The sequence below is a fragment of the Saccharomonospora glauca K62 genome (assembly GCF_000243395.2).
Lineage (GTDB): Bacteria > Actinomycetota > Actinomycetes > Mycobacteriales > Pseudonocardiaceae > Saccharomonospora > Saccharomonospora glauca.
In genome coordinates, this window is the sequence record NZ_CM001484.1 from 895,767 (window position 1) to 918,017 (window position 22,251).

Here is a 22,251-nt window from a genome sequence, read left to right on the forward strand (position 1 = left end):
GCCCGCTCGGGTATCCGGGAACGGTCCGCAGCCGATCCGCAAGGAGGGAGGGGAAGACATGACCTCACCGAACCCCGACCCCGATCCGCGGACCACCCCCGGCCTCGAACCGGGAGGCGGCGTGAGCCCCGGCGACACGCCACCGGACTCGGGACAGACGTCCGGACTGTCCCACCGGGAACCACGACCGAGCCGCAAGATGTCCATCGCGTGGCTCGTCACCGTCATCGTGGTCGTCGCGCTCATCGCGGGGTTCTTCCTCACCTACCTGATCGTCTACCTGACGGGCGACTGACCCACGGTCGAACGGGAGGTTCGGGTGCCGAAACGCATTCTGATCGTCGGGGGCGGCTACGTCGGCCTCTACACCGCGCTGCGGCTGCAACGGGGACTACGGCCCGGTGAGGCCGAGGTGACGGTCGTCAACCCCGAGAACTACATGGTGTACCGGCCGCTGCTGCCCGAGGTGGCCTCCGGAACCCTCGAACCGAGACACGCGGTGGTGCCGCTGCGGGCGGTGCTGAGGAAGGCGCGGTTCGTCTCCGGTGCGTTGACCGGCCTGGATACTGTCCGCGCGACCGCCACGGTACGGCCCATGGCGGGGCCGGAGCTGGAGCTGGACTACGACGAACTCGTCCTGGCAGTGGGTGCGACGTCCAAGCTCCTGCCCGTGCCGGGGCTGGCCGAACACGGTATCGGGTTCAACTCCCTCGCCGAGGCGGCACACCTGCGCGACCACGTGCTGAGGCAACTGGAGATCGCCTCGGCGACCCCCGACCCGAAGCTCCGGCGCTCCGCGTTGACCTTCGTCTTCGTCGGCGGTGGCTACACGGGGGTGGAGGCCATCGCCGAGCTTCAGGACATGGCCGTCGACGTCCTGGAGGGGTACCCGGAGATCGACCGGTCGGAAATGCGGTGGGTGCTCGTCGAGGCGATGGACCGCATCCTCGGCACGGTCAGCGCCGACCTCGCGGAACTCGCCACGACAGAACTCACCGCCCGAGGCATCGACATCCGCACCGGAACGCTGCTGGAGTCGGCCGAGAACCGCGTGATGCAGTTGTCCGACGGGACGAAACTGCCGGCCGACACGCTCGTGTGGGTCGCCGGGACACGACCCCAGCCGATCCTCGGCGAGTTGGGGCTGCCGGTCGACGAGCGCGGCAGGCTCGTCGTCGACGACACCATGCGGGTCGACGGCCACGCCAACATCTGGTCGGCTGGCGACTGCGCGGCGGTACCCGACCCGGAGAAGGGCGGGACCTGTCCGCCCACCGCGCAACACGCGGTGCGGCAGGCGCAGCAGCTCGGCGAGAACCTGCTGTTGACGTTGCGCGGGCGCGCCGGGAAGCCGTTCCGGTACAACAGCCGGGGCGAGTTCGTCACGCTCGGCAAGAACAAGGCCGTGGGCGAGGTGCTCGGCCACAAGGTGGACGGCGTCCTGGCGTGGACTCTGCGCAGGGCCTACTACGCCACCCAGATCCCGACGTGGAACCGCACGGTGCGGGTGCTCGGCGACTGGGCCGTGGGCATGCCCTTCGGCCACGACGTCGTCAACTTCGGCTCCCGCGAGGAACCGCGTGGCGCCTTCCGCCAAGCCGCCGAGACCAAGTAACCGTGTCCGCAGCCTGTGTACGCGTGTCCGCAGGTTGTGCACGCGTGGTCGCAGCTCGTGTACGCGTGGTCGTGTCGGACTCCGCGAACGGCCTGTTCAACGGATCGACATGCCGATCCAACGTCCCGCGCCCCCCGGTTGCGGGGAGGCGAACGGGAGACCTTACGCGCGTTCCTCGACTATCACCGCGCCACGCCGGCGTGGAAGTGCGAGGGCCTGTCCGACGAACACTGCGCCGCCGCTCGATGCCGCCGTCAACGCTGTCGCTGCTCGGGCTCGTCCGGCACATGGCCGAGGTGGAACGGGCGTGGTTCCGCCGGGTGATCAACGCCGAGGACGTTCCGCTGGTGTGGTCGGCCGACGACGATTACCAGGTGGTATACGACGCGAGCACGGCGACGCGGGCGGAGGCGTTCGAGGCATGGGAGGCGGAGGTCGAGCGCTCCCGGCGCATCGAGCGCGAGGCGGCCTCGCTCGACGTCACGGGGTACGACCCGCGATCGGGTAAACAGGTGTCGCTATGACCCGTGATGTCGCACCTCATCCACGAGTACGCGCGACACAACGGGCACGCCGACTTCCTGAGGGAGGGAGTCGACGGCACCGTCGGGGTATGACGAACCGCCGTGTCCGCAGCCTGTGTACGTGTGTTCGCGTCGCACGCTGCGAACACGCGTACGCAACCTGCGGACACGCGTGCACAACCTGCGGACACGGCGGGTCACTCGGGGAGGTGGAGCTTGACGATCTGGGCGGTGGCTTCACCTCGTGGCGTGCGATAGGTGACCGTGTCGCCCTCCGACTTGCCCACGAGCGCGTGCCCCAACGGGCTGTCGGCCGTCAACGCGGACGTGTCGTCCTCGGCTTCGTCGGCGAAACCAACCACCACCATGTCCTCGGTGCTGCCGTCGTCGAAGCGCAGCGTGACACGAGTGCCGGAGGGGAGCCCGGTCTCCTGCTCGGCGGCCGGACCGCCGTACAGCAGGTTGGTGACCTCGCTGATGCGTCGGTCCAGCCGCGACACCACCTCCGCGCGTTCCAGCAGATCCGCTTGGTCGGCGCTGTCACCGAGTGGGTCCTCACCGAGCTTCGGCGCCAAGGACTCGCGCTGCTGGCGGAGCGTTTCGAGCTCACGTTCCAGCCGCGCGCGAGTGGCCGGGCTCAAGCCTGGGGTCGACGTCATTGCCCCATTGTCGGGCCAGGCCGCCCGGCTCGCCACGCGCCGAGAACTCAGACTCGGTAACCGGCCTTGCGCAGTGCCTCGGCCATCGCGCCCCCGGCGGGCGGCCGCCCGTCCCGGTGGCGTCCCTGCCTGCCTTGCCCCTGCTTGCCCTTGCCGGCACGGCCCTGACCTCGTCGACCGTCGCCCCGGCGGCTGGGCCTGCGGCCGTCCCCGGCCGCGCCGGGCTCGTCGTCGAGCCGCAGGGTGAGCGAGATGCGCTTGCGCGTCACGTCGACGTCGAGCACCTTGACCGTCACCACGTCACCGGATTTGACGACGTCGCGCGGGTCGGCGACGTAGTCGTGGGACATGGCGGACACGTGCACGAGACCGTCCTGGTGAACGCCGATGTCGACGAACGCGCCGAACGCCGCCACATTGGTCACCACGCCTTCCAACCGCATGCCCGGCTTGAGGTCGGCCAGGGTGTCGACGCCCTCGGCGAACGTCGCCGTCTTGAACTCGGGCCGCGGGTCCCGGCCGGGCTTCTCCAGCTCGGCGAGGATGTCGGTGACCGTCGGCAGGCCGAACTTCTCGTCGACGAACGTCTCCGGCTGCAGCGAGCGCAGAGTGCGGGAGTCACCGATGAGTTCGCGAATCCCCAGGCGGGTGTGGTCGAGGATGCGCCGCACCACCGGGTACGACTCGGGGTGGACGGCCGAGGCGTCCAGCGGGTCGTCGCCGTCGGGGATCCGCAGGAAGCCCGCGCACTGCTCGAACGCCTTCGGGCCGAGCCTTGGTACGTCCTTGAGCGCCGTCCGGGTGCGGAAGGGACCGTTCGCGTCGCGGTGGGCGACGATGTTCTCCGCCAGTCCGGTGCCGATGCCCGACACACGGGCCAGCAGAGGAGCCGACGCGGTGTTGAGGTCGACCCCCACCGCGTTCACACAGTCCTCCACGACGGCGTCGAGCGACCGCGACAGCTTCGACTCGGCCACGTCGTGCTGGTACTGCCCGACCCCGATGGACTTGGGGTCGATCTTCACGAGCTCGGCCAAGGGGTCCTGGAGCCTGCGGGCGATGGAGACGGCGCCGCGCAGCGACACGTCGAGGTCGGGCAGCTCCCGCGCCGCGTAGGCGGACGCCGAGTACACCGACGCGCCCGCCTCCGACACCACGATCTTGGTGATGCCGAGATCGGGGTGTCGTTTGACGAGTTCACCCGCGAGCTTGTCGGTCTCGCGCGACGCGGTGCCGTTGCCGATGGCGATCAGCTCGACGGCGTGTGCGCGCGCCAGACGTTCCAGGGTCGCCAGCGCCTCCTCCCAACGGCCCTGCGGCTGGTGCGGGTAGATCGTGTCGGTGGCGACGACCTTGCCGGTGCCGTCGACGACCGCCACCTTGACGCCGGTGCGGTAGCCGGGGTCGAGCCCCATGGTCGGCCGGGTCCCGGCCGGCGCGGCGAGCAGCAGGTCGCGCAGGTTGGCGGCGAACACGCGCACGGCCTCGTCCTCGGCCGCCTGCCGCAGTCGCATGCGCAGGTCGATACCGAGGTGCAACAGGATCTTCGTGCGCCACGCCCAGCGCACCGTGTCGAGCAGCCAGCGGTCGGCCGGGCGGCCCTCGTCGGAGATGCCGTTGCGCTCGGCGATGCGGGTCTCGTAGTGGCCGGCCTCGCCGCCGGGCTCGGTGGGTTCGGTGGTGAGGTCGAGGATCTCCTCCTTTTCCCCACGGAACAGCGCGAGGACGCGGTGGGACGGCAGCTTCGACAGCGGCTCCGCGAAGTCGAAGTAGTCGGCGAACTTGGCGCCCTCGGTCTCCTTGCCCTCCCGGACCTTCGACGTCAACCATCCTTGCGACCACATGGTCTCGCGGAGCTCACCGATGAGGTCGGCGTCCTCGGCGAACCGCTCCACGAGGATGGCGCGCGCGCCGGCGAGCGCGGCGTCGACGTCGGCGACGCCCGCGTCGGGATTCACGTACGCCTCGGCGGCGGTCTTCGGGTCTTGGGTGGGATCGGACAGCAGGCCGTCCGCCAACGGTTCGAGCCCGGCCTCGCGGGCGATCTGAGCCTTCGTGCGCCGCTTGGGCTTGTAGGGCAGGTAGATGTCCTCCAGGCGGGCCTTCTCCTCGGCAGCCATGATCCTGGCTTCGAGTTCCTCGGTGAGCTTGCCCTGCGAGCGGATGGATTCGAGGATCACCGTGCGCCGTTCCTCCAGCTCGCGCAGGTACCGCAGGCGCTCCTCAAGGGTGCGAAGCTGGGTGTCGTCGAGGCCGCCGGTCACCTCCTTGCGGTAGCGCGCGATGAACGGCACCGTCGAGCCGTCGTCCAGCAGGGCCACGGCGGCGCGGACCTGCTCGGGGCGGACGCCGAGCTCGCCGGCGATCTTGTCATGAAGGGACGTCCTGTCTGCCACGACACCGAATTGTGCCTGCCGGGCCCGGCGCTCATGATGACCCCATGGCCGAAACCGGCGTGGCGCGTCCGGCCGAGGGCAAGCCACGCAGCCACGAAGTCACCGACGGCCCCGAACGCACGGCGGCTCGGGCCATGCTGCGCGCCGTGGGCATGGGTGACGCCGACTTCGCCAAGCCCCAGGTGGGCGTCGCCTCGTCGTGGAACGAGATCACCCCGTGCAACCTGTCGTTGCGCCGCCTCGCGGAGGCGAGCAAGCAAGGGGTCCACGCGGGCGGCGGCTACCCGCTGGAGTTCGGCACGCCGTCGGTCTCCGACGGGATCAGCATGGGGCACCGCGGCATGCACTTCTCCCTCGTGTCGCGGGAGGTCATCGCCGACTCGGTGGAGACCGTGCTGGAGGCCGAGAGGCTCGACGGCGCCGTGTTGCTGGCGGGGTGCGACAAGAGCCTGCCCGGAATGCTGATGGCGGCCGCCCGTGTCGACGTGGCGGCCGTGTTCGTGTACGCGGGCTCCACGCTTCCCGGCCGCCTCGACGGCCGGGAGGTCACCATCGTCGACGCGTTCGAGGCGGTCGGTGCGTGTGCGCGCGGGTTGCTGAGCAGGGAGGAGCTCGACCGGGTGGAGCGCGCCGTGTGCCCCGGCGAGGGCGCGTGCGGCGGCATGTACACCGCCAACACGATGGCGTGTGCCGCCGAGGCCCTGGGGATGTCGCTGCCGGGCTCGGCGAGTCCACCCTCGGTGGACCGCCGCCGTGACGGCTTCGCCCGCGCGAGCGGGGAGGCGGTGGTCGAGTTGCTGCGCCGGGGGATCACCGCACGCGACGTCCTCACGCGGGAGGCGTTCTGCAACGCCATCGCGGTGGTGATGGCGTTGGGTGGGTCGACCAACGCGGTGCTGCACCTGTTGGCCCTCGCGCACGAGGCCGAGGTTCCCCTGTCGCTCGACGACTTCTCGCGGATCGGGGACCGGGTCCCGCACCTGGCGGACGTGAAACCGTTCGGGCGGCATGTCATGACCGCCGTGGACCGGGTCGGCGGGGTCCCGGCGGTGATGAAGGCGTTGCTCGACGCGGGACTGCTCCACGGCGACTGTCTCACCGTCACGGGGAGGACGGTGGCGGAGAACCTGGCGGAGGTGGCGCCACCCGAACTCGACGGCACGGTGCTTCGTCGGCTGTCCGACCCGGTGCATCCCACCGGCGGTGTCACGATCCTGCACGGCACCCTGGCCCCGGAGGGCGCCGTGGTGAAAAGCGCGGGTTTCGACCGGCCCCGGTTCGAGGGACGGGCACGGGTGTTCGACGGCGAGCAGGCGGCGATGGACGCGTTGCCGGACCTGAGGGCGGGCGACGTGGTGGTGATCCGCTACGAGGGACCACGCGGAGGGCCGGGCATGCGCGAGATGCTGGCCGTCACCGGGGCCATCAAGGGGGCGGGGCTCGGCCGCGACGTGTTGTTGCTGACCGACGGCCGGTTCTCCGGGGGCACCACGGGGCTGTGCATCGGCCACGTCACTCCGGAGGCCGCCCACGGCGGGCCGATCGCGTTCGTCCGGGACGGCGACCCCATCATCGTCGACCTGTCGAGTCGGACCCTCGATGTGCTGGTGGACGAAGCCGAACTGGCCCGGCGACGACACGGCTGGAGGCCACCGGAGATCGCCCACCGCGGGGTGCTGGGCAAGTACGCGCGGCTCGTGCGCTCGGCCTCCGAGGGCGCGGTGTGCTCGTGACGCCGGTCAGCCGCCCAACTTCTCCTCGATCCACCTGACACCGAAGTCCACGACGTCGGCCGCCTCGAACAGGTGGCTGCGCGCGGCTCCCACGAGACCGCTACGGCCGAACCCGGCCTTCACCAACTCCGCGCCGATCACGCCGAACGGGTCCTCGCCCGCCGGCACGACGGAGGAGTAGTCGAAGGCCCCGTTCTCCGAGTCGATGTCGGAGAACCGTCGCCACACCCGCTGTCCGTCCACCTCGATGGGCATCTCGTAGGAGACGAAGATCTTGTTCGGGGCGTCGGCGATGGCCTCCGCGTGGTGCAGCAGCGTCAGGGTCTCCAGCGGCGCGCCGAGCAGCAGCACCCGACCTCCGGCCGCCACCAGCCGGGCGAGCGGACTGCCCGGACCGTGCGGGTCGTCCCACGGGTGCTCGGCCGTCAGCTCCTCCGCACGCGCCCCCAATGCCGCAAAGCTCACGTCCGGATGCCTGCTGCGCACTGCGCCGGGCCGGCGACGCAGCACCTCCGGGAGGCGACCGTTGTCGTGATCGGACTCGCTGAGGTCGGGGTCGAAGGCGGGGTGTTCCGCCCGGACGCGCTCCCGCCACGGTCGGGGCCAGGTGAGGAAGTCGTACGGCGGCGCGTCGTTCCAGCCGCAGGGGACCAGCAGGGTCCCTCGGGAACCGACCACGTCCAGCAGCGCGTTGATGAGCGTGGTGGGTCCACCCGCGACGTAGCCGACGGCCGACAGGCGTGTGTGGAACATGACGGTGTCACCCTCCCGCAGCCCGAGGTCCGCGAGGTCGGCGGCGAGTCCGCTGCGCGTCACGGGACCACCGGAGCGGTGGAGCAGGGCGGATACGTCCATGGTGCGGAGTGTAGGTGCCGCGGTCGCCCCGACCGGATGAATTCGGTTCTCGGGCTCCGGACACGCGCTCGGACGGCCCGGTTCTGTCCGCCCCACCTGATAGTCAATTTCCACCACGGCACCACACAGGGGAGGAAACATGGTGAAGGCACTGGTGGCCACGTCGGCGACGCAGGGGTTCCGGGACAACGACTACCACTGGTGTGTCGAGGGGGAGTTGGTGTGGATCGCGCCGACGTGTGAGAAGGACCGTAACGATCCCGACGGCGGTTGTGGTTGCGGGCGCGGCTTCGCCGGCCTGTCGTCCCACCGCGCCACCACCACCGCGATGGTGCGCACCCTGCCCGGCATCACTCGCGAGGACTACATCATGGTGCTTCGGTCCAGTGTGGAGGAACAGGGCTACGACATCGCCGACGTGGAGGGGTTGGCCGACTCGCTGCTCGATCTGGTGGCGGACCTTCCCGACGGCGTCGTGTTGGAGCACCGGCTGGACTACGTGCAGGTCAGGCAGGGCGTTCCGTGATCCCCGCCGTCGGGGCGGCCGTCGAACATGCGGAACATCGGCGCGATGCGTCCGTGGTACCGAAAGGTGCGCGGTGGTCGCGGTGCCGCTGCCGGTGCAGTCGGGATGGACGACTCGGTGATCACCGAGGACGGCGAAGCTGCCCGCGAGGCCCTTCGGTGACACGGTGATGTCCTTCGTCGGGGTCGTGCCGACGAAGGACATCGGCTGGAAGAGCAGGAATTCCCGCATCCGGTCGTGCACCTTCACGGGGCTCCTCCCAGCCGCCCGGTGAGCCTGTGGTGGGCCCGGACGTCGGTGGCCCGAGGCGACGCCTCCGGCGCTTCCCGAGGTTGTCGTGTCGCACGTGCGTTACGGTCGGCCGGGAGGTGCCGAGCATGGTCGTGGGAATCCCCAGAATCGTCGTCGCGGCACCGGGCACGGGGCACGGCAAGACGAGCGTGGCCACCGGATTGATGGCGGCGTTGCGTGCCCGAGGGACGGCGGTGTCCGGACACAAGGTCGGCCCCGACTTCATCGACCCCGGCTATCACGCGCTGGCCACGGGCCTGCCGCCACGCAATCTCGACCCCGTCCTGCAGGGGCCGGAGCGGGTCGCGCCGTTGCTGGCGCACGGAGCCCGTTCGGCCGAGTTGGCCGTGATCGAGGGCGTCATGGGGATGTTCGACGGTGCGCTCGGTACCGGGGGTCGCGCGTCCACGGCACACGTCGCGACACTGGTGTCGGCGCCCGTGGTCCTCGTGGTGGACGCGTGGACGGCCAGCCGCAGCATCGCCGCGACGGTGCTCGGGTTCGCCCGGTACGACCCCGACGTCCGGCTCGCCGGTGTGATCCTCAACCGCGTCAACGCGCGAGCGCACGAGGACGAGATCCGCGAGGCGCTGGAGCCCACGGGCATCCCGGTGCTGGGTGTCCTGCCGTACGACGAGTCGCTGCGGGCACCGGACCGGCACCTCGGGTTGGTGCCTGCGGGGGAACGGGGCGCCGGTGCCCGAGCCCTCGTGTCCGCGTTGGCCGCGTGGGTGGAGTCCGGAGTGGACCTCGATGCCGTCGTGCGGGTGGCGCGGTCGGCGCCGTCGTTGTCGACCGTGGCGTGGGAACCGGCCGAAGACATGCCCGCCTCCCGGCGGCGCCGCGTGGTGGCGGCTGCCTCGGGGGCGGCGTTCACGTTCCGCTACACCGAGACGGTGGAGTTGCTCGACGCTGCGGGCATCGACGTGGTCGACCTCGACCCGTTGCGCGATGAGAAGCTGCCCGAAGGCTGCGCGGGCCTGTACTTCGGGGGCGGGTTCCCCGAGGTGCACGCTCGGGAGCTGGCGGACAACGCCGGGCTGCGGGCGAGCGTCGCCGACGCCGTGAGGGGTGGCATGCCGGTGGTGGCCGAGTGCGCGGGCCTGCTGTATTTGTGTCGCGAGCTCGACGGGGCTCCGATGGTCGGCGCGCTCGACGCGGTGGGACGGACCACCGGCGGGGGCGGCCTCGGCTACCGGGACGCTACCTCGCCCGGTGATTCGCTGCTGGCGGAGCGGGGACAGCGGGTGAGCGGACACGAGTTTCACCGCACGGTGGTCGAGCCGCGTCACGGGGATACTCCGGCGTGGGAGTGGGACGGCCGGGCGGAGGGCTTCGCGTCACCGAGCCTGCATGCCTCCTATCTGCACCTCCATTGGGCGGGCCACCCGGAGGTGGCGCGTCGCTTCGCGACGGCCGTGCACAACTGGCCCGCAAACGCCGTGTCCGCAGGTTAGGGACGAGTGTCCGCAGTCTGTGTGCTTGTGTCCGCAGGTTGTGTGCGGGTGTTTGCAGCCTGTGTACCTGTGTCCGCGGGTTGGGGACGGGTGTTCGCACTTCTCGTACGGAGGTTTGGAGGTCTAGGGAGCGTGTCCGCGCCGGAGGTCGCGGACACGCGTGCGGGAAGTGCGGACACGCGTGCGGGAAGTGCGGACACGCGTGCGGGAAGTGCGGACACGCGTGCGGGAAGTGCGGACACGCGTGCGGGAAGTGCGGACACGCGTGCGGGAAGTGCGGACACGCGTGCGGGAAGTGCGGGAGGTGGGGGTTAGGCGGCGGAGAGGGTCGCCAGGACCACCACCGTGGTGAGTTCGACGCAGGCGCCGAGGACGTCTCCCGTGATTCCTCCGAACCGGCGGATGGCGCGCGCGAGCAACGCCCCCGCGCAGGCCCAGCCGAGGAGAAGCGCCACGGGGCCGTGCCACCACGCGAAGCCCGGCACCGCGGCGGCGGCGAGGAGACCTGTCGCGACCAGAGTCGCAGCCGCCCGCGGCGGTACGGTGCCCGCGACCGCCGCGCCGAGCCCCTCGGGGCGGGCCGAGGGCACCGCCCGCACACAGCACAGCGGCAGCACCGCGCGGCCCGCGAGCACCGCCGTGGCCACGGCGGCCACCCCCGTCCCCGACGCCACGGCGGCCGCGAGAGCCGCCACCTGCCCGAGTAGGACGAGCACCAGGGTGACGACCCCACTCGGGCCCACGTCGCCGCGCCGCATCACCTCCAGCGCCCGCTTCCGGTCGTAGGAGGCGGCGAGACCGTCGGCGACGTCGCCCAGCCCGTCGAGGTGCAGACCACGGCTGCCGAGCGCCACCGCGCCGATCGCGGCGACGGCCGTCACCGACGTGGGCAACCCGAAGCCCGTTCCGGCGAGGACGACCAGCGCCGCCACCACCGCCAGCGGAAGCGAGGCGAGTGGAGCGAGCACCATCGCCGTCCCCGCCACCCGGCGGTCCACCACCGACGGCGCGGGGACGGGCAACACCGTCAACGTGCCCACCGACATCAACATGCCGTCCCGCAGGACGGAGCGCCGCCGACTCACGAGAGTTCGGCGAGGGTGCTCATGTCGGCGATCACCGTCCTGGCCGCACGGAGCACGGGCACGGCTTGGATCGCGCCGCTGCCCTCGCCCAGGCGCAGCCCCAGATCGAGGATCGGTTTCAGGCCGAGCGAGGCGAGCGCGAGCCGCTGCGCCGGTTCGGTCGAGGCATGCCCGGCCAGCCACCACCGCGGGGCGTCCGGGGCGAGGTCGCGGGCCACGAGCGCCGCGGCACACGAGAAGACCCCGTCGAGCTCCACCGGCGTCGATCCGCACGGCCGCCTGCACCAGGAACCCGGCGGTCGCCGCGGCGCAGGCGCTGCCGAGCGCGGTGAGCCGATCGAACGGGGCACCGACCCGGCTCCCGGCGCGGCGCAAGGCCCGGTCGACCGTCGTCACCTTGTGGGCACGTCCCGACTCGTCGATCCCGGTCCCGGTGCCCACGACCTCGTGCGCGGGTAGGCCGAGCGACGCCCCGACCAGGGCGGCGGCCACCGTGCTGTTCCCGATGCCCATGTCTCCGGGGACGAGCACGTCCGCGCCGGCGTCGATCTCCTCGTCGGCCACGGTACGGCCCACCGAGAAGGCCTTCTCGGCCTCGCCCGGCGACAGCGCGTCCTCCACGTCGATCGAACCGGAACCACGCCTCACCTTGTGGGCGACGACTTCTTCGGGCACGTCGTCGAGATCGGCGTCCACGGCGATGTCCAGCGCGCGGACCCGCGCGCCGACCTCCCGCGCGAGCACGGTGACGCCGCTAGTGCCCGCGCAGAAGACGCGCACCATCGCCGCCGTGATCTCCCTGGGATACGCCGACACGCCCGGCGCCGTCCTCGACACGCCGTGGTCACCCGCGAACACCACGACGCGCACGTCGTCCAGCGGACGTGGCGGGACCGTGCCGTGGGCGCCGCACAGCCACGCGGCGAGCTCCTCAAGCCTGCCGAGCGAGCCGACAGGTTTGACCAGCTCGTCGAGCCGCCGCCGGGCCCGGCGTTCCGCCGTCGCGTCGGGCAGCGGAACGGGAACGGGGAACGTCGCTTTCGCAACCGCCTTCACAGGCGCACCACCCGCCCGGCGACGATGAGCCGCACCGAGTCGGAGCCCGCCGCGACGGCGGTGTTGAGGGCACCCAGGACGTCTCGGAACACGCGGCCCGCGTGGGTGGCCGGGACGACGCCCGAGCCCACCTCGTTGCTGACTGCCACGGCGGGGACCTTGGTGGAGTGCCAGGCGTCGACGAAGTCCTGCAACCGCTCGTCCACCGCGCGCTGCCAGCCGTTGCGCTGTTCCCACGCGCCCACCTCGTCGAGCACCCTGGTCAGCCAGGTGCCGAGGCAGTCCACGAGCACGGGCGCGGTCGTGGTCCGGAGCACGTGGGCGATGTCCATGGTCTCGACGGTGCGCCAGTGAGCGGGTCGTCTGGCGCGGTGAGCCGCCACCCTCGCCGCCCACTCGGGGTCGTCGCCGGTGGGAGGCGCGCTTCCCGCCACGTAGACCACGTACCGGTATCGTGACATGAGCTGCTCGGCGTGGCGGGACTTGCCGGATCGGACCCCACCCAGAACGAGCGTGCGCGGCCCGCCACGGGCACGGCGGCCGTACCTGCGTAGGAGCAGGGCGCCTGCCTCCAGCCGTTCGGCCACGAACTCGGTGACCCGCCGCCTCGGATCAATCATCATGGTGGGTCATTCTTGTCCACAACGGGGCTCTCGCGCTGCGGTCGCGGGCGATACGGGGCGATCGTGTCGTTCACCTCGCTCGCCCGCGACCGTTGCTTCTCACGCGATGGGACGGTCGGTGGGGGCAATGGGCGCCGGCAGCACGTCGCGTCCGGTGAGGTAGGCGTCGACCCCGGCCGCGGCCGAACGGCCCTCCGCGATCGCCCACACGATGAGCGACTGGCCCCGGCCCATGTCACCGGCGACGAACACCTTGTCCACGCTCGTGGCGAACGACGCGTCGCGAGCGACGTTGCCTCGGGCGTCCAGCTCGACGCCGAGCTGCTCCAGCAGCCCTTCCCGCTGCGGGCCGACGAACCCCAGCGCGAGCAGCGCGAGCTGGGCGGGAAGTTCCCGCTCGGTGCCCTCCACGGGGACGAACCGGCCGTCCTCGCGCCGCACCTCCACCAGCTTCAGCGCCCGCAGCTTGCCCTCGTCGTCGGCGAGGAACTCCTGCGTGTTCACCGAGTAGAGACGCTCACCGCCCTCCTCGTGGGCCGAGGACACCCGGTAGATCATCGGGTAGGTCGGCCACGGGTGCGCCTCCGAGCGAGACAGCGGCGGCTTCGGCATGATCTCCAACTGCGTCACCGAGCGCGCGCCCTGCCGGTGAGCGGTGCCGACGCAGTCGGCGCCCGTGTCACCACCGCCGATCACCACCACGTCCTTGCCCGCCGCGTCGATGGGTGAGGACGTCAGCGCGCCGGAGGCGACGCGGTTGGCGAACGGCAGGTACTCCATCGCCTGGTGCACGCCGGGCAGCTCTCGTCCCGGTATCGGCAGGTCCCGAGCCGCCGTCGCCCCACCGGCCAGGACCACCGCGTCGTGGTTCGCGAGCAGCTCGTCGGCGGAGAGGTCCACACCGACATTCACGCCGGTGCGGAACTCCGTGCCCTCCGCCCGCATCTGTTCCAGCCGGCGGTCGAGCCGGAACTTCTCCATCTTGAACTCGGGGATGCCGTAGCGCAGCAGCCCGCCGATGGCGTCGGCCCGCTCGTACACCACGACGTCGTGACCGGCGCGGGTCAACTGCTGGGCCGCCGCCAGTCCGGACGGACCGGAGCCCACCACGGCGACTCGCTTGCCCGTCTTCGTCCTCGGCGGTTGCGGGGTGATCCACCCCTCGTCCCACGCGCGGTCGACGATCGAGATCTCGACACGCTTGATCGTCACCGGATCGTCGTTGATCCCCAGCACGCACGCCGCCTCGCACGGCGCCGGGCACAACACCCCGGTGAACTCGGGGAAGTTGTTCGTGGCGTGCAGGCGCTCGATGGCGTCCCGCCAGTCGTCACGCCACGTCAGCGTGTTCCATTCCGGGATCAGATTGCCCAGCGGGCAGCCCTGGTGACAGAACGGGATGCCACAGTCCATGCAGCGTCCGGCCTGCTTGGTGAGCTTCGAGGCCTCGAACTCCTCGTAGACCTCCCGCCAGTCGCGAATGCGGACGTCCACGGGACGGGAGCGAGGTACCTCGCGTCGGGTGGTCAGAAAGCCCTTGGGATCAGCCATTGGCCACCTCCTGTGTCCTGCGGGGCACCCGCACCCGGTCGGCGGCCATGGCCGGGTAAAGGTAACCATTCTCAGCCATTGGCCACCTCCATGATCGCGACGTTGACGTCCCGCCCTTCGCGTTCCGCTTCGGCGCGCGCACGCAGGACCCGCTTGTAGTCCTTCGGCATCACCTTCGTGAACCGTTCCAAAGCGGACTCCCAGTCGGTGAGCAGCGCGTGCGCCACCGTCGAGTCCGTCTCCACGTAGTGACGCTCGATCGCGTCACGCAGGAACTCCTCGTCCTCGTCGTCCAGCGGGTCGAGGTCCACCATGTCGGGATTCACGCGGCTCGGACGCAGGTCGAGCACGTAGGCGACGCCGCCCGACATGCCCGCCGCGAAGTTGCGGCCCGTGCTGCCGAGCACCACGACGTGCCCGCCCGTCATGTACTCGCAGCCGTGGTCGCCGACGCCCTCGACGACGGCCAGCGCGCCGGAGTTGCGCACGCAGAACCGCTCGCCCACCCGGCCTCGCAGGAAGAGCTCACCGCTGGTGGCGCCGTAGGCGATCACATTGCCCGCGATGATGTTGTCCTCGGCGATGAACTGGGCGTCGCGCGGCGGCCGCACGACGATCCGTCCACCGGACAGCCCCTTGCCCACATAGTCGTTGGCGTCGCCGAACAGCCGCAGCGTGATGCCCTTCGGCACGAAGGCGCCGAACGACTGGCCCGCGGTGCCCGTGAACGTGACGTGGATGGTGTCGTCCGGCAGTCCCGCGCCGCCCCAGCGCTTGGTGACCTCCGAGCCGAGCATCGTGCCCACCGAGCGGTTGACGTTGCGCACCGGGAGTTCGAGCGTCACCTTGCCGCCCGTGAGTAGAGCGCCCTCGGCCAACTGGATGAGCGTGTTGTCCAGCGCCTTGTCCAGCCCGTGGTCCTGGGCCACCACCTGATGCCGTGCCGCGCCCGGTTCGAGCTCGGGCACGTGGAAGATCGGGGAGAGGTCCAGACCGGAGGCCTTCCAGTGATCCACGGCCTTGCGCGTGTCCAGCAACTCGGCGTGGCCCACGGCCTCGGCGATCGAGCGGAAGCCCAGCTTCGCGAGGTACTCCCGCACCTCCTGGGCGATGAACTCGAAGAAGTTCACCAGGTATTCCGCCTTGCCGCTGAACTTGGCCCGAAGCTGCGGGTTCTGGGTCGCCACACCCACCGGACAGGTGTCGAGGTGACAGACACGCATCATGACGCAGCCCGACACCACCAGCGGGGCCGTGGCGAAGCCGAACTCCTCCGCGCCGAGCAGCGCGGCGATCACGACGTCGCGGCCCGTCTTGAGCTGTCCGTCGGCCTGCACCACGATGCGGTCGCGCAGCCGGTTGGCCAACAGCGTCTGCTGGGTCTCGGCCAGGCCGAGCTCCCAGGGACCACCCGCGTGCTTGATCGAGGACAGGGGCGAGGCGCCGGTGCCACCGTCGTGCCCGGAGATCAGCACGACGTCGGCGTGGGCCTTCGACACCCCGGCCGCGACCGTGCCGACACCCACCTCCGACACGAGCTTGACGTGGATGCGCGCGGCGGGGTTGGCGTTTTTGAGGTCGTGGATGAGCTGGGCCAGGTCCTCGATCGAGTAGATGTCGTGGTGCGGCGGCGGGGAGATCAGCCCCACGCCCGGCGTCGAGTGCCGGGTCTTCGCGATCCACGGGTACACCTTGCCGCCCGGAAGCTGACCACCCTCACCGGGCTTGGCTCCCTGCGCCATCTTGATCTGGATGTCGTCGGCGTTCACCAGGTACTCGCTGGTGACGCCGAACCGGCCGCTAGCCACCTGCTTGACGGCACTGCGCCGCTCGGGGTCGTAGAGGCGCTCCGGGTCCTCGCCGCCTTCACCGGTGTTGGACTTGCCGCCGAGCCGGTTCATGGCGATGGCCAGCGTCTCGTGCATCTCCTGTGAGATCGAGCCGTAGGAGATGGCGCCGGTCGCGAACCGCTTGACGATCTCGGAGACCGGTTCGACCTCCTCGATCGGCACCGGCGGGCGCACGCCCTCCCGGAACTCGAACAGCCCGCGCAGGGTCATCAGGTTGCGCGACTGGTCGTCGACGGCGCGCGTGTACTCCTTGAAGATCTCGTATTTGCCCGTGCGGGTGGAGTGCTGGAGCTTGAACACCGTGTGCGGGTTGAACAGGTGCGGCTCGCCCTCGCGTCGCCACTGGTAGTCGCCGCCGACGTCCAGCCTCCGATGCGCGGGGCGCACCCCGTCCGCGGGGAAGGTACGGCGATGCCGTTCGGTCACCTCGCGGGCGAGCAGGTCGAAGCCCACGCCGCCGAGCCGCGAGGTGGTGCCCGTGAAGCAGGAGTCGACGACCTCGGAGCCCAGGCCGATCGCCTCGAAGATCTGCGCGCCCGTGTACGAGGCGACGGTGGAGACGCCCATTTTGGACATCGTCTTGCGCACGCCCTTGCCGAGCGCGGTGACGAGGTTGCGAGTGGCCTGCTCCGGCGTGATGTCGCCCAGCCTGCCCCGCGAGGCCAGCTCCTCCACCGAGGCTATCGCCAGGTACGGGTTGACGGCCGAGGCGCCGTAGCCGAGGAGCAGCGCGATGTGGTGCACCTCCCGCGCGTCGCCCGACTCGACCACGAGGCTCACCTGCGTGCGGCTCTTCTGACGCACCAGGTGGTGGTGCACCGCGCCCGTGAGCAGCAGCGACGGGATCGGCGCGTGGTCGGCGTCCACGCCGCGGTCGGACAGCACGAGCAGTCGCGCGCCGTCGGCGATGGCCTCGCTCACCTCGGCGCGAATCTCGTCGAGCCTGCGTACCAGCGCCTCACCGCCACCGGCGGCCGGGAAGGTGCCCCGCACCGTGTAGGCGGTGAACTCGGGCAGGTCGCCGTCGTCGTTGGCGTGCACCAGCTTGGCGAGTTCGGCGTTGTCCAGCACCGGGAACGGGAGCACGATCTTGCGACAGTGTCGCGGCCCGGCCTCCAGCAGGTTGGACTCCGCGCCGAGCTGCGTACGCAGCGAGGTCACCAACTCCTCGCGGATGGCGTCCAACGGCGGGTTCGTCACCTGCGCGAACAGCTGGGTGAAGTAGTCGTAGAGCTGCCGGGGCCTGCTGGTCAGCGGGGCGAGCGGAGCGTCGTTGCCCATCGAACCGATCGGCTCCGCACCGGTGCGGGCCATTGGTTCGAGCAGGACGTTGAGTTCCTCCGTGGTGTAGCCGAACACCTGCTGGTCGCGGACCAACGGGGTGGACGACGCGGTCTCGCGCTCGCGTTCGGGGAGCTCCTCCAACCGCAGCAGGCCGGATTCGAGCCATTCCGCGTACGGGTGTTCGGCGGCGAGTTCCGCCTTGATCTCGTCGTCGTCGACGATGCGCCCTTGGGCGGTGTCCACCAGGAACATGCGACCCGGTTCGAGCCGGCCCTTGCGGACGACGGAGGACTGGTCCACCTCCAGCACGCCCACCTCGCTGGCGAACACCACGAGGCCACCCTCGGTCACCCAGTAGCGGGCGGGGCGCAGGCCGTTGCGGTCGAGGACCGCGCCGATCTGCGTGCCATCGGTGAACGCCACCAGTGCGGGGCCGTCCCACGGCTCCATCAACGCCGAGTGGTACTCGTAGAAGGCCCGGCGCGCGGGGTCCATCTCCCGGTGGTTCTCCCAGGCCTCCGGGATCATCATCAGCACGGCGTGCGGCAGCGACCGGCCGCCGAGATGCAGCAGTTCCAGCACCTCGTCGAACGACGCCGAGTCGCTCGCGCCGCGGGTGATCACCGGGAACAGGCGGGAGAGGTCGCCGGAGAACAGCTCGGACGACAACTGGGACTCGCGCGCGTCCATCCAGTTGCGGTTGCCGCGCAGCGTGTTGATCTCGCCGTTGTGGGCGATGTAGCGGTAGGGGTGCGCCAGCGGCCACGCCGGGAACGTGTTGGTGGAGAACCGCGAGTGCACCAGGCCGATGGCGCTGACGACGCGCTCGTCGGTGAGGTCGAGGAAGAACTTCTCGACCTGGGGCTCCGTGAGCATTCCCTTGTAGACGATCGTGCGGGAGGACAGGCTCGGGAAGTAGATGCCTTCCCGCTCGGCGCGCTTGCGGACGCAGAACGCCGCGCGCTCCAGGGCCAGCCCCGTCACCTCCTCGTCCAGCGGGGCGAGGAAGACCTGCTCGAAGTGGGGCATGGTGGTCGCGGCGGTGGCGCCCACGTGGCGGGTGTCCACGGGCAGCTCGCGCCAGCCCAGCACCCGCATGCCCTCCTCGGCGGCGATGCGTTCGATCGTGGTGGCGGCCCTGCCGCGTTGCTCCTCGTCGTGAGGCAGGAACGCGGTACCCGCGGCGTAACCGCCGGGGTCGGGGAGGTCGAAGTCGGTGACCTCGCGGAAGAAGGCGTCGGGAAGCTGGATGAGGATGCCCGCGCCGTCACCCGTGTCGGGCTCGGCGCCACGGGCGCCACGGTGCTCCAGATTGCGTAGTGCCGTCAGGGCGTTCGCGACGATGTCATGAGTCGCGCGGCCCGTGAGATCGGCGACGAAGGCCACGCCACAGGCGTCGTGTTCGTACTGCTCGTCGTACAGACCCGCGGAGGGTTCACGCGGTGCTGGGCGGCTCACGGCTGGCGGCCCTCCTCGTACTCGGCGCAGCCGGGCTGAAGAACACCGATGCCGTGTGATCTGCGGCACTGGTCGACTAACGATTCAGCCCGAGGCTGCGATGGCCAATTCAGGAAAGGTCGATGTCGTCACTTGCGCTTCGTTGCGAAAGTTCACGGACACATCGGGACCACACGGCGCTGTGCGGCGGCAGAGCATTGCGCGGTTGCGGGATCCACCACGGTGTCGTCGGTGGAACCGGCGCACGAATGGTTCTCCGGGATCGCCGGGTCATATGACAGTAATGTGAACCGGCGGTTAGCCAAATAGTCGAGATGTGTTACATAAACAACATCACGAGGGGATTGACGATCGTGCCCTCGTTGTGCTTTCCCGCGCGCGTAGCGCTCTGACCAGCGAAAATCCGAAAGCGGGTAGGGTCTGTGGCATGGTTGAGACCGGTTCGGACCCAAGTGATTTCCTCGGCATCGACGCCGAACTGACGGCGGACGAACGAGACATCCGCGATACGGTGCGGCGGTTCGCGAAGGCGGAACTGAGCCCCCATGTCGCGGATTGGTATGAAAATGCGACGCTTCCGGTACGAGATCTAGCGAAAAGTTTCGGCCGATTGGGCGTACTCGGAATGCACCTTACGGGCTACGGGTGCGCGGGTTCGTCCGCCGTCGCGTACGGCATCGCCTGCCGCGAGTTGGAGGCCGTCGACTCGGGGTTGCGCAGCTTCGTCTCCGTGCAGGGGTCGCTGGCCATGTACGCCATCCACCGCTACGGCAGTGAGGAGCAGAAGCAGCGGTGGTTGCCCGCGCTGGCGTCGGGGGAGGCGATCGGGTGCTTCGGGCTCACCGAGCCGGACGCGGGCAGCGATCCGGCGTCCATGCGCACGCGCGCCCGCCGCGACGGTTCCGACTGGGTGCTGGACGGCACCAAGATGTGGATCACCAACGGAACGGTGGCCGACGTCGCCGTGGTGTGGGCGCGGACCGACGAGGGCGTCCGGGGTTTCGTGGTGCCCACCGACACGCCGGGTTTTTCAGCCCACGAGATCACCCGCAAGCTCTCGCTGCGGGCCTCGGTGACGGCGGAGCTGGTGCTCGACGGCGTGCGGCTGCCCTCCGACGCTGCGCTCCCCGGCGTGACGGGACTGCGCGGGCCGCTGTCGTGCCTCAACGAGGCGCGGTTCGGCATCGTGTTCGGGGTCGTGGGCGCCGCTCGTACCTGCTACGAGACGGCGCTGGAGTACACCACCACGCGCACCCAGTTCGGGCAGCCGCTGGCGGCCTACCAGCTCACCCAGCGCAAACTGGCCGACCTCGTGGTGGAGGTGAACCGGGCGGGGCTGGTGGCGTTGCGACTCGGCAGGTTGAAGGACGCCGGCACGCTGCACCACAGCCAGGTGAGTTTCGGCAAGCTCGCCAACGTGCGCGCGGCACTCGACGTGGCGCGCACCGCGCGGTCGATGCTGGGCGCCAACGGCATCTCGCTGGAGTACCCGGTGATGCGGCACGCGGCGAACCTCGAAACGGTGCTGACCTACGAGGGCACCGAGGAGATGCACGCCCTGTCGGTGGGACAGGCGGTGACGGGAATCCCGGCCTTCCGAATCAACCCCTAACCGCTGAACACCGTGTCCGCAGCCTGTGCACACGTGTCCGCACTTCGCGTACGCGTGTCCGCGGGCTGCGCACGGGTGTCCGCACTTCCCGTACGGCGTCAGGCCGTCGGGAGGCGAGGTTCGACGAGGTAAGCGACCTCCCGAGCCACGTCGCAAGCGGCGTTGACGTCGTCCATGGCGGTGATGCCGATGTCAACGCGTGAGTGGTCGTCTACGGCGACTGCCAGAGTGCAGGACCCGTACCGAGGGTCGGGAGCTTCTGCGGCCGATCTGCCGTTGACCTCGCCGGAATTGATGCCACCTCCGACGTCCGTCAGGGTGTCGACGCTTTGACTGTCGCGGACACCCACGCTGATGACGAGGCCGGACTTGGCTGTCGCGTCGTCCTGTCGCTGCCAGCTGCAGAGGCGCGCCCCAGCCGCTTCCCTATAGCGGCCCTCATGGAATGAGCCGTATCGGGCCATGTCCGCGTCCGGTATGAGGAGCTCACAGGGCTCGAGCGTCGCACTGAGACCTGACTTTGTCGGGGCGGTGGAGGGGGACTGGCTTTGTGGTGTCGGCTCAGTGCTCGGGTCCGACTGTGCGATCCCTTCGGTGCCGTCTCCGCACGCTGTGGTCAGGACCAGGAGCGCGAGTGCGGGCAACAGGGCGAATCGAGTCATGGTGTCCCTTGTGCGGTCGATCAGATCGATCGGCTGGTCTTGTTGAGTGCGTCGACGGTGTCTGCTTCGGTTTCCTCGTATTGATTCGAAGCGCGTTGGAGCGCCTCGATGCTCATCTCGAGTATGGTTTCGAGCTGCTTCAGTACGGCGCGGGCGGACTGGGGCCCGTTGGCTCCTTCGTACATGTGTCGGGCGACAAGTTGACCGTACGGGTGACTGCCCAGTGCGGGTTGTTGGTCGAAAGCCGCGAGCGTGGGTTCCATGGCACGGATCTCGTCGACGAACTTCGCCAACGTGTTGATCAGTTCGTCGGCGCTTTCCTTGGTGACCGTGAAGCCGCCGTTCTTCGCGGATTCGACCAGGCTACTGGCGGCTAACTTGGCGGTGGCCATGTTGGCCAGGTTGGTGATGGCTTTGAACGCCGTGTCGGCGACGTTTCCGGAGCCCCCACGGGCACCCGGGTCGTACGCCGCTCCTTGCTCACTGAATTCCTGTGCCAAGACCGAGCCCCCCCAGTCGGCTGTCGTCGCGAAACCGTTCGGCCTCGGAGTGTAACGAGAACGGGCGAGGGGTGAGGGGAGCTGGCGACGTGACGAACAGATAAGTCGGGCGCCCTGCCCCAGGGGCGGGCGCCCGTTGCGTCAGCGACCGGCGAGGGCGGGAGCGTTCTCCAGCGCCCGCTTGCCGGCTTCGGTGAGTACGGCGGGGACCCGCTGTCCGGGTTCGCCCACGTGGGCGGGACGGATCAGCCCGGCTCGGACGAGCCGGTGCGCCATGGCCTGGTCGGCACAGGCGAGTCCGTCGATGAAGAGGTTCGTTCCACAACCGGTAGCGATTTCGGCAGCGCCCTGAGCCACGGCTTGCAGGGTCGCGCGTTCGCGATGGTTCAAATCTCTGTCATAACCGTCCTGAGGCACCTTCTGCCCCCTTGCGTCCACGACCGGGGTCCTTTACCGGTCCCTAGGTTTTGATTCAACCCCGAGACACCCACTTGTCGCAAAGTTGTGAGGGGAA

Annotated in this window: 16 protein-coding genes and 2 pseudogenes; 7 read left to right on the forward strand and 11 right to left on the reverse strand. The window is 70.0% G+C overall.

The features are described from left to right. Window positions 1–58 precede the first annotated feature (58 nt). The 3 genes and pseudogenes from SACGLDRAFT_RS04320 (at window position 59) to SACGLDRAFT_RS04330 (ending at window position 2,232) form a co-directional block, all read left to right on the forward strand. The gene (locus tag SACGLDRAFT_RS04320; RefSeq protein WP_005462097.1) at window positions 59–295 is read left to right on the forward strand and encodes a DUF6480 family protein; all 237 of its coding nucleotides are present in this window, start codon (window positions 59–61) and stop codon (window positions 293–295) included. A 24-nt stretch (window positions 296–319) separates the two neighbouring features. Beyond that, entirely contained in the window at window positions 320–1,615 is a 1,296-nt protein-coding gene (locus SACGLDRAFT_RS04325) for an NAD(P)/FAD-dependent oxidoreductase (protein ID WP_005462099.1), read from the forward strand. Between the two features lie 109 nt (window positions 1,616–1,724). After that, a pseudogene (locus SACGLDRAFT_RS04330) lies at window positions 1,725–2,232 on the forward strand (DinB family protein). Between the two features lie 104 nt (window positions 2,233–2,336). Here SACGLDRAFT_RS04330 and SACGLDRAFT_RS04335 read toward each other — a convergent pair. Together SACGLDRAFT_RS04335 and SACGLDRAFT_RS04340 are read right to left on the reverse strand one after the other, a co-directional pair. After that, on the reverse strand, window positions 2,337–2,798 hold the full coding sequence (locus SACGLDRAFT_RS04335) for a GreA/GreB family elongation factor (protein ID WP_040918539.1): 462 nt from the start codon (window positions 2,796–2,798) through the stop codon (window positions 2,337–2,339). 47 nt (window positions 2,799–2,845) lie between these two features. Continuing rightward, on the reverse strand, window positions 2,846–5,194 hold the full coding sequence (locus tag SACGLDRAFT_RS04340; RefSeq protein WP_005462105.1) for a Tex family protein: 2,349 nt from the start codon (window positions 5,192–5,194) through the stop codon (window positions 2,846–2,848). A gap of 44 nt (window positions 5,195–5,238) precedes the next feature. On the opposite strand from SACGLDRAFT_RS04340, the gene ilvD reads away from it, so the two are divergent. Then, window positions 5,239–6,927 (forward strand): dihydroxy-acid dehydratase, encoded by a 1,689-nt coding sequence (gene ilvD, locus SACGLDRAFT_RS04345; protein ID WP_005462106.1) that lies wholly within the window; start codon window positions 5,239–5,241, stop codon window positions 6,925–6,927. Between the two features lie 6 nt (window positions 6,928–6,933). Here ilvD and aac(3) read toward each other — a convergent pair whose 3' ends face one another. Further along, window positions 6,934–7,782, reverse strand: a complete 849-nt coding sequence (gene aac(3), locus SACGLDRAFT_RS04350) for an aminoglycoside 3-N-acetyltransferase (RefSeq protein WP_005462107.1) — start codon at window positions 7,780–7,782, stop codon at window positions 6,934–6,936. Between the two features lie 139 nt (window positions 7,783–7,921). Here aac(3) and SACGLDRAFT_RS04355 point away from each other — a divergent pair, with 139 nt between their 5' ends. Next, window positions 7,922–8,308, forward strand: coding sequence for a DUF7715 family protein (locus SACGLDRAFT_RS04355; RefSeq protein WP_005462108.1), 387 nt, complete (start codon window positions 7,922–7,924; stop codon window positions 8,306–8,308). 377 nt (window positions 8,309–8,685) lie between these two features. Beyond that, window positions 8,686–10,056 carry a cobyrinate a,c-diamide synthase gene (locus SACGLDRAFT_RS04360; RefSeq protein WP_005462109.1) on the forward strand — a complete coding sequence of 457 codons (1,371 nt, stop codon included), beginning with the start codon at window positions 8,686–8,688 and terminating at the stop codon, window positions 10,054–10,056. Window positions 10,057–10,367: 311 nt separating this feature from the next. On the opposite strand, the gene SACGLDRAFT_RS04365 is transcribed toward SACGLDRAFT_RS04360, so the two are convergent. The 5 genes and pseudogenes from SACGLDRAFT_RS04365 to gltB all read right to left on the reverse strand — a co-directional run bounded on the left by SACGLDRAFT_RS04365 (window position 10,368) and on the right by gltB (window position 18,963). Further along, on the reverse strand, window positions 10,368–11,108 hold the full coding sequence (locus SACGLDRAFT_RS04365) for an adenosylcobinamide-GDP ribazoletransferase (protein WP_040919579.1): 741 nt from the start codon (window positions 11,106–11,108) through the stop codon (window positions 10,368–10,370). A 29-nt stretch (window positions 11,109–11,137) separates the two neighbouring features. Then, a pseudogene (gene cobT, locus SACGLDRAFT_RS04370) lies at window positions 11,138–12,197 on the reverse strand (nicotinate-nucleotide--dimethylbenzimidazole phosphoribosyltransferase). Continuing rightward, entirely contained in the window at window positions 12,194–12,820 is a 627-nt protein-coding gene (locus SACGLDRAFT_RS04375) for a bifunctional adenosylcobinamide kinase/adenosylcobinamide-phosphate guanylyltransferase (protein WP_005462118.1), read from the reverse strand. The pseudogene cobT and the gene SACGLDRAFT_RS04375 overlap by 4 nt, the downstream one beginning before the upstream one ends. 99 nt (window positions 12,821–12,919) lie before the next feature. After that, entirely contained in the window at window positions 12,920–14,371 is a 1,452-nt protein-coding gene (locus SACGLDRAFT_RS04380; RefSeq protein WP_005462120.1) for a glutamate synthase subunit beta, read from the reverse strand. A gap of 71 nt (window positions 14,372–14,442) precedes the next feature. Then, on the reverse strand, window positions 14,443–18,963 hold the full coding sequence (gene gltB / locus SACGLDRAFT_RS04385; RefSeq protein WP_005462122.1) for a glutamate synthase large subunit: 4,521 nt from the start codon (window positions 18,961–18,963) through the stop codon (window positions 14,443–14,445). 427 nt (window positions 18,964–19,390) lie between these two features. On the opposite strand from gltB, the gene SACGLDRAFT_RS04390 reads away from it, so the two are divergent. Beyond that, window positions 19,391–20,575 (forward strand): acyl-CoA dehydrogenase family protein, encoded by a 1,185-nt coding sequence (locus SACGLDRAFT_RS04390; RefSeq protein ID WP_005462124.1) that lies wholly within the window; start codon window positions 19,391–19,393, stop codon window positions 20,573–20,575. Between the two features lie 98 nt (window positions 20,576–20,673). Here SACGLDRAFT_RS04390 and SACGLDRAFT_RS21770 read toward each other — a convergent pair whose 3' ends face one another. The 3 genes from SACGLDRAFT_RS21770 to SACGLDRAFT_RS04405 all read right to left on the reverse strand — a co-directional run bounded on the left by SACGLDRAFT_RS21770 (window position 20,674) and on the right by SACGLDRAFT_RS04405 (window position 22,154). Further along, window positions 20,674–21,237, reverse strand: coding sequence for a DUF3558 domain-containing protein (locus tag SACGLDRAFT_RS21770; RefSeq protein WP_005462125.1), 564 nt, complete (start codon window positions 21,235–21,237; stop codon window positions 20,674–20,676). 20 nt (window positions 21,238–21,257) lie between these two features. After that, entirely contained in the window at window positions 21,258–21,737 is a 480-nt protein-coding gene (locus SACGLDRAFT_RS04400; protein ID WP_005462126.1) for a hypothetical protein, read from the reverse strand. 141 nt (window positions 21,738–21,878) lie between these two features. Further along, complete coding sequence (locus SACGLDRAFT_RS04405; RefSeq protein ID WP_040918544.1) at window positions 21,879–22,154, reverse strand: hypothetical protein; 276 nt, start codon at window positions 22,152–22,154, stop codon at window positions 21,879–21,881. Window positions 22,155–22,251: the final 97 nt, after the last annotated feature.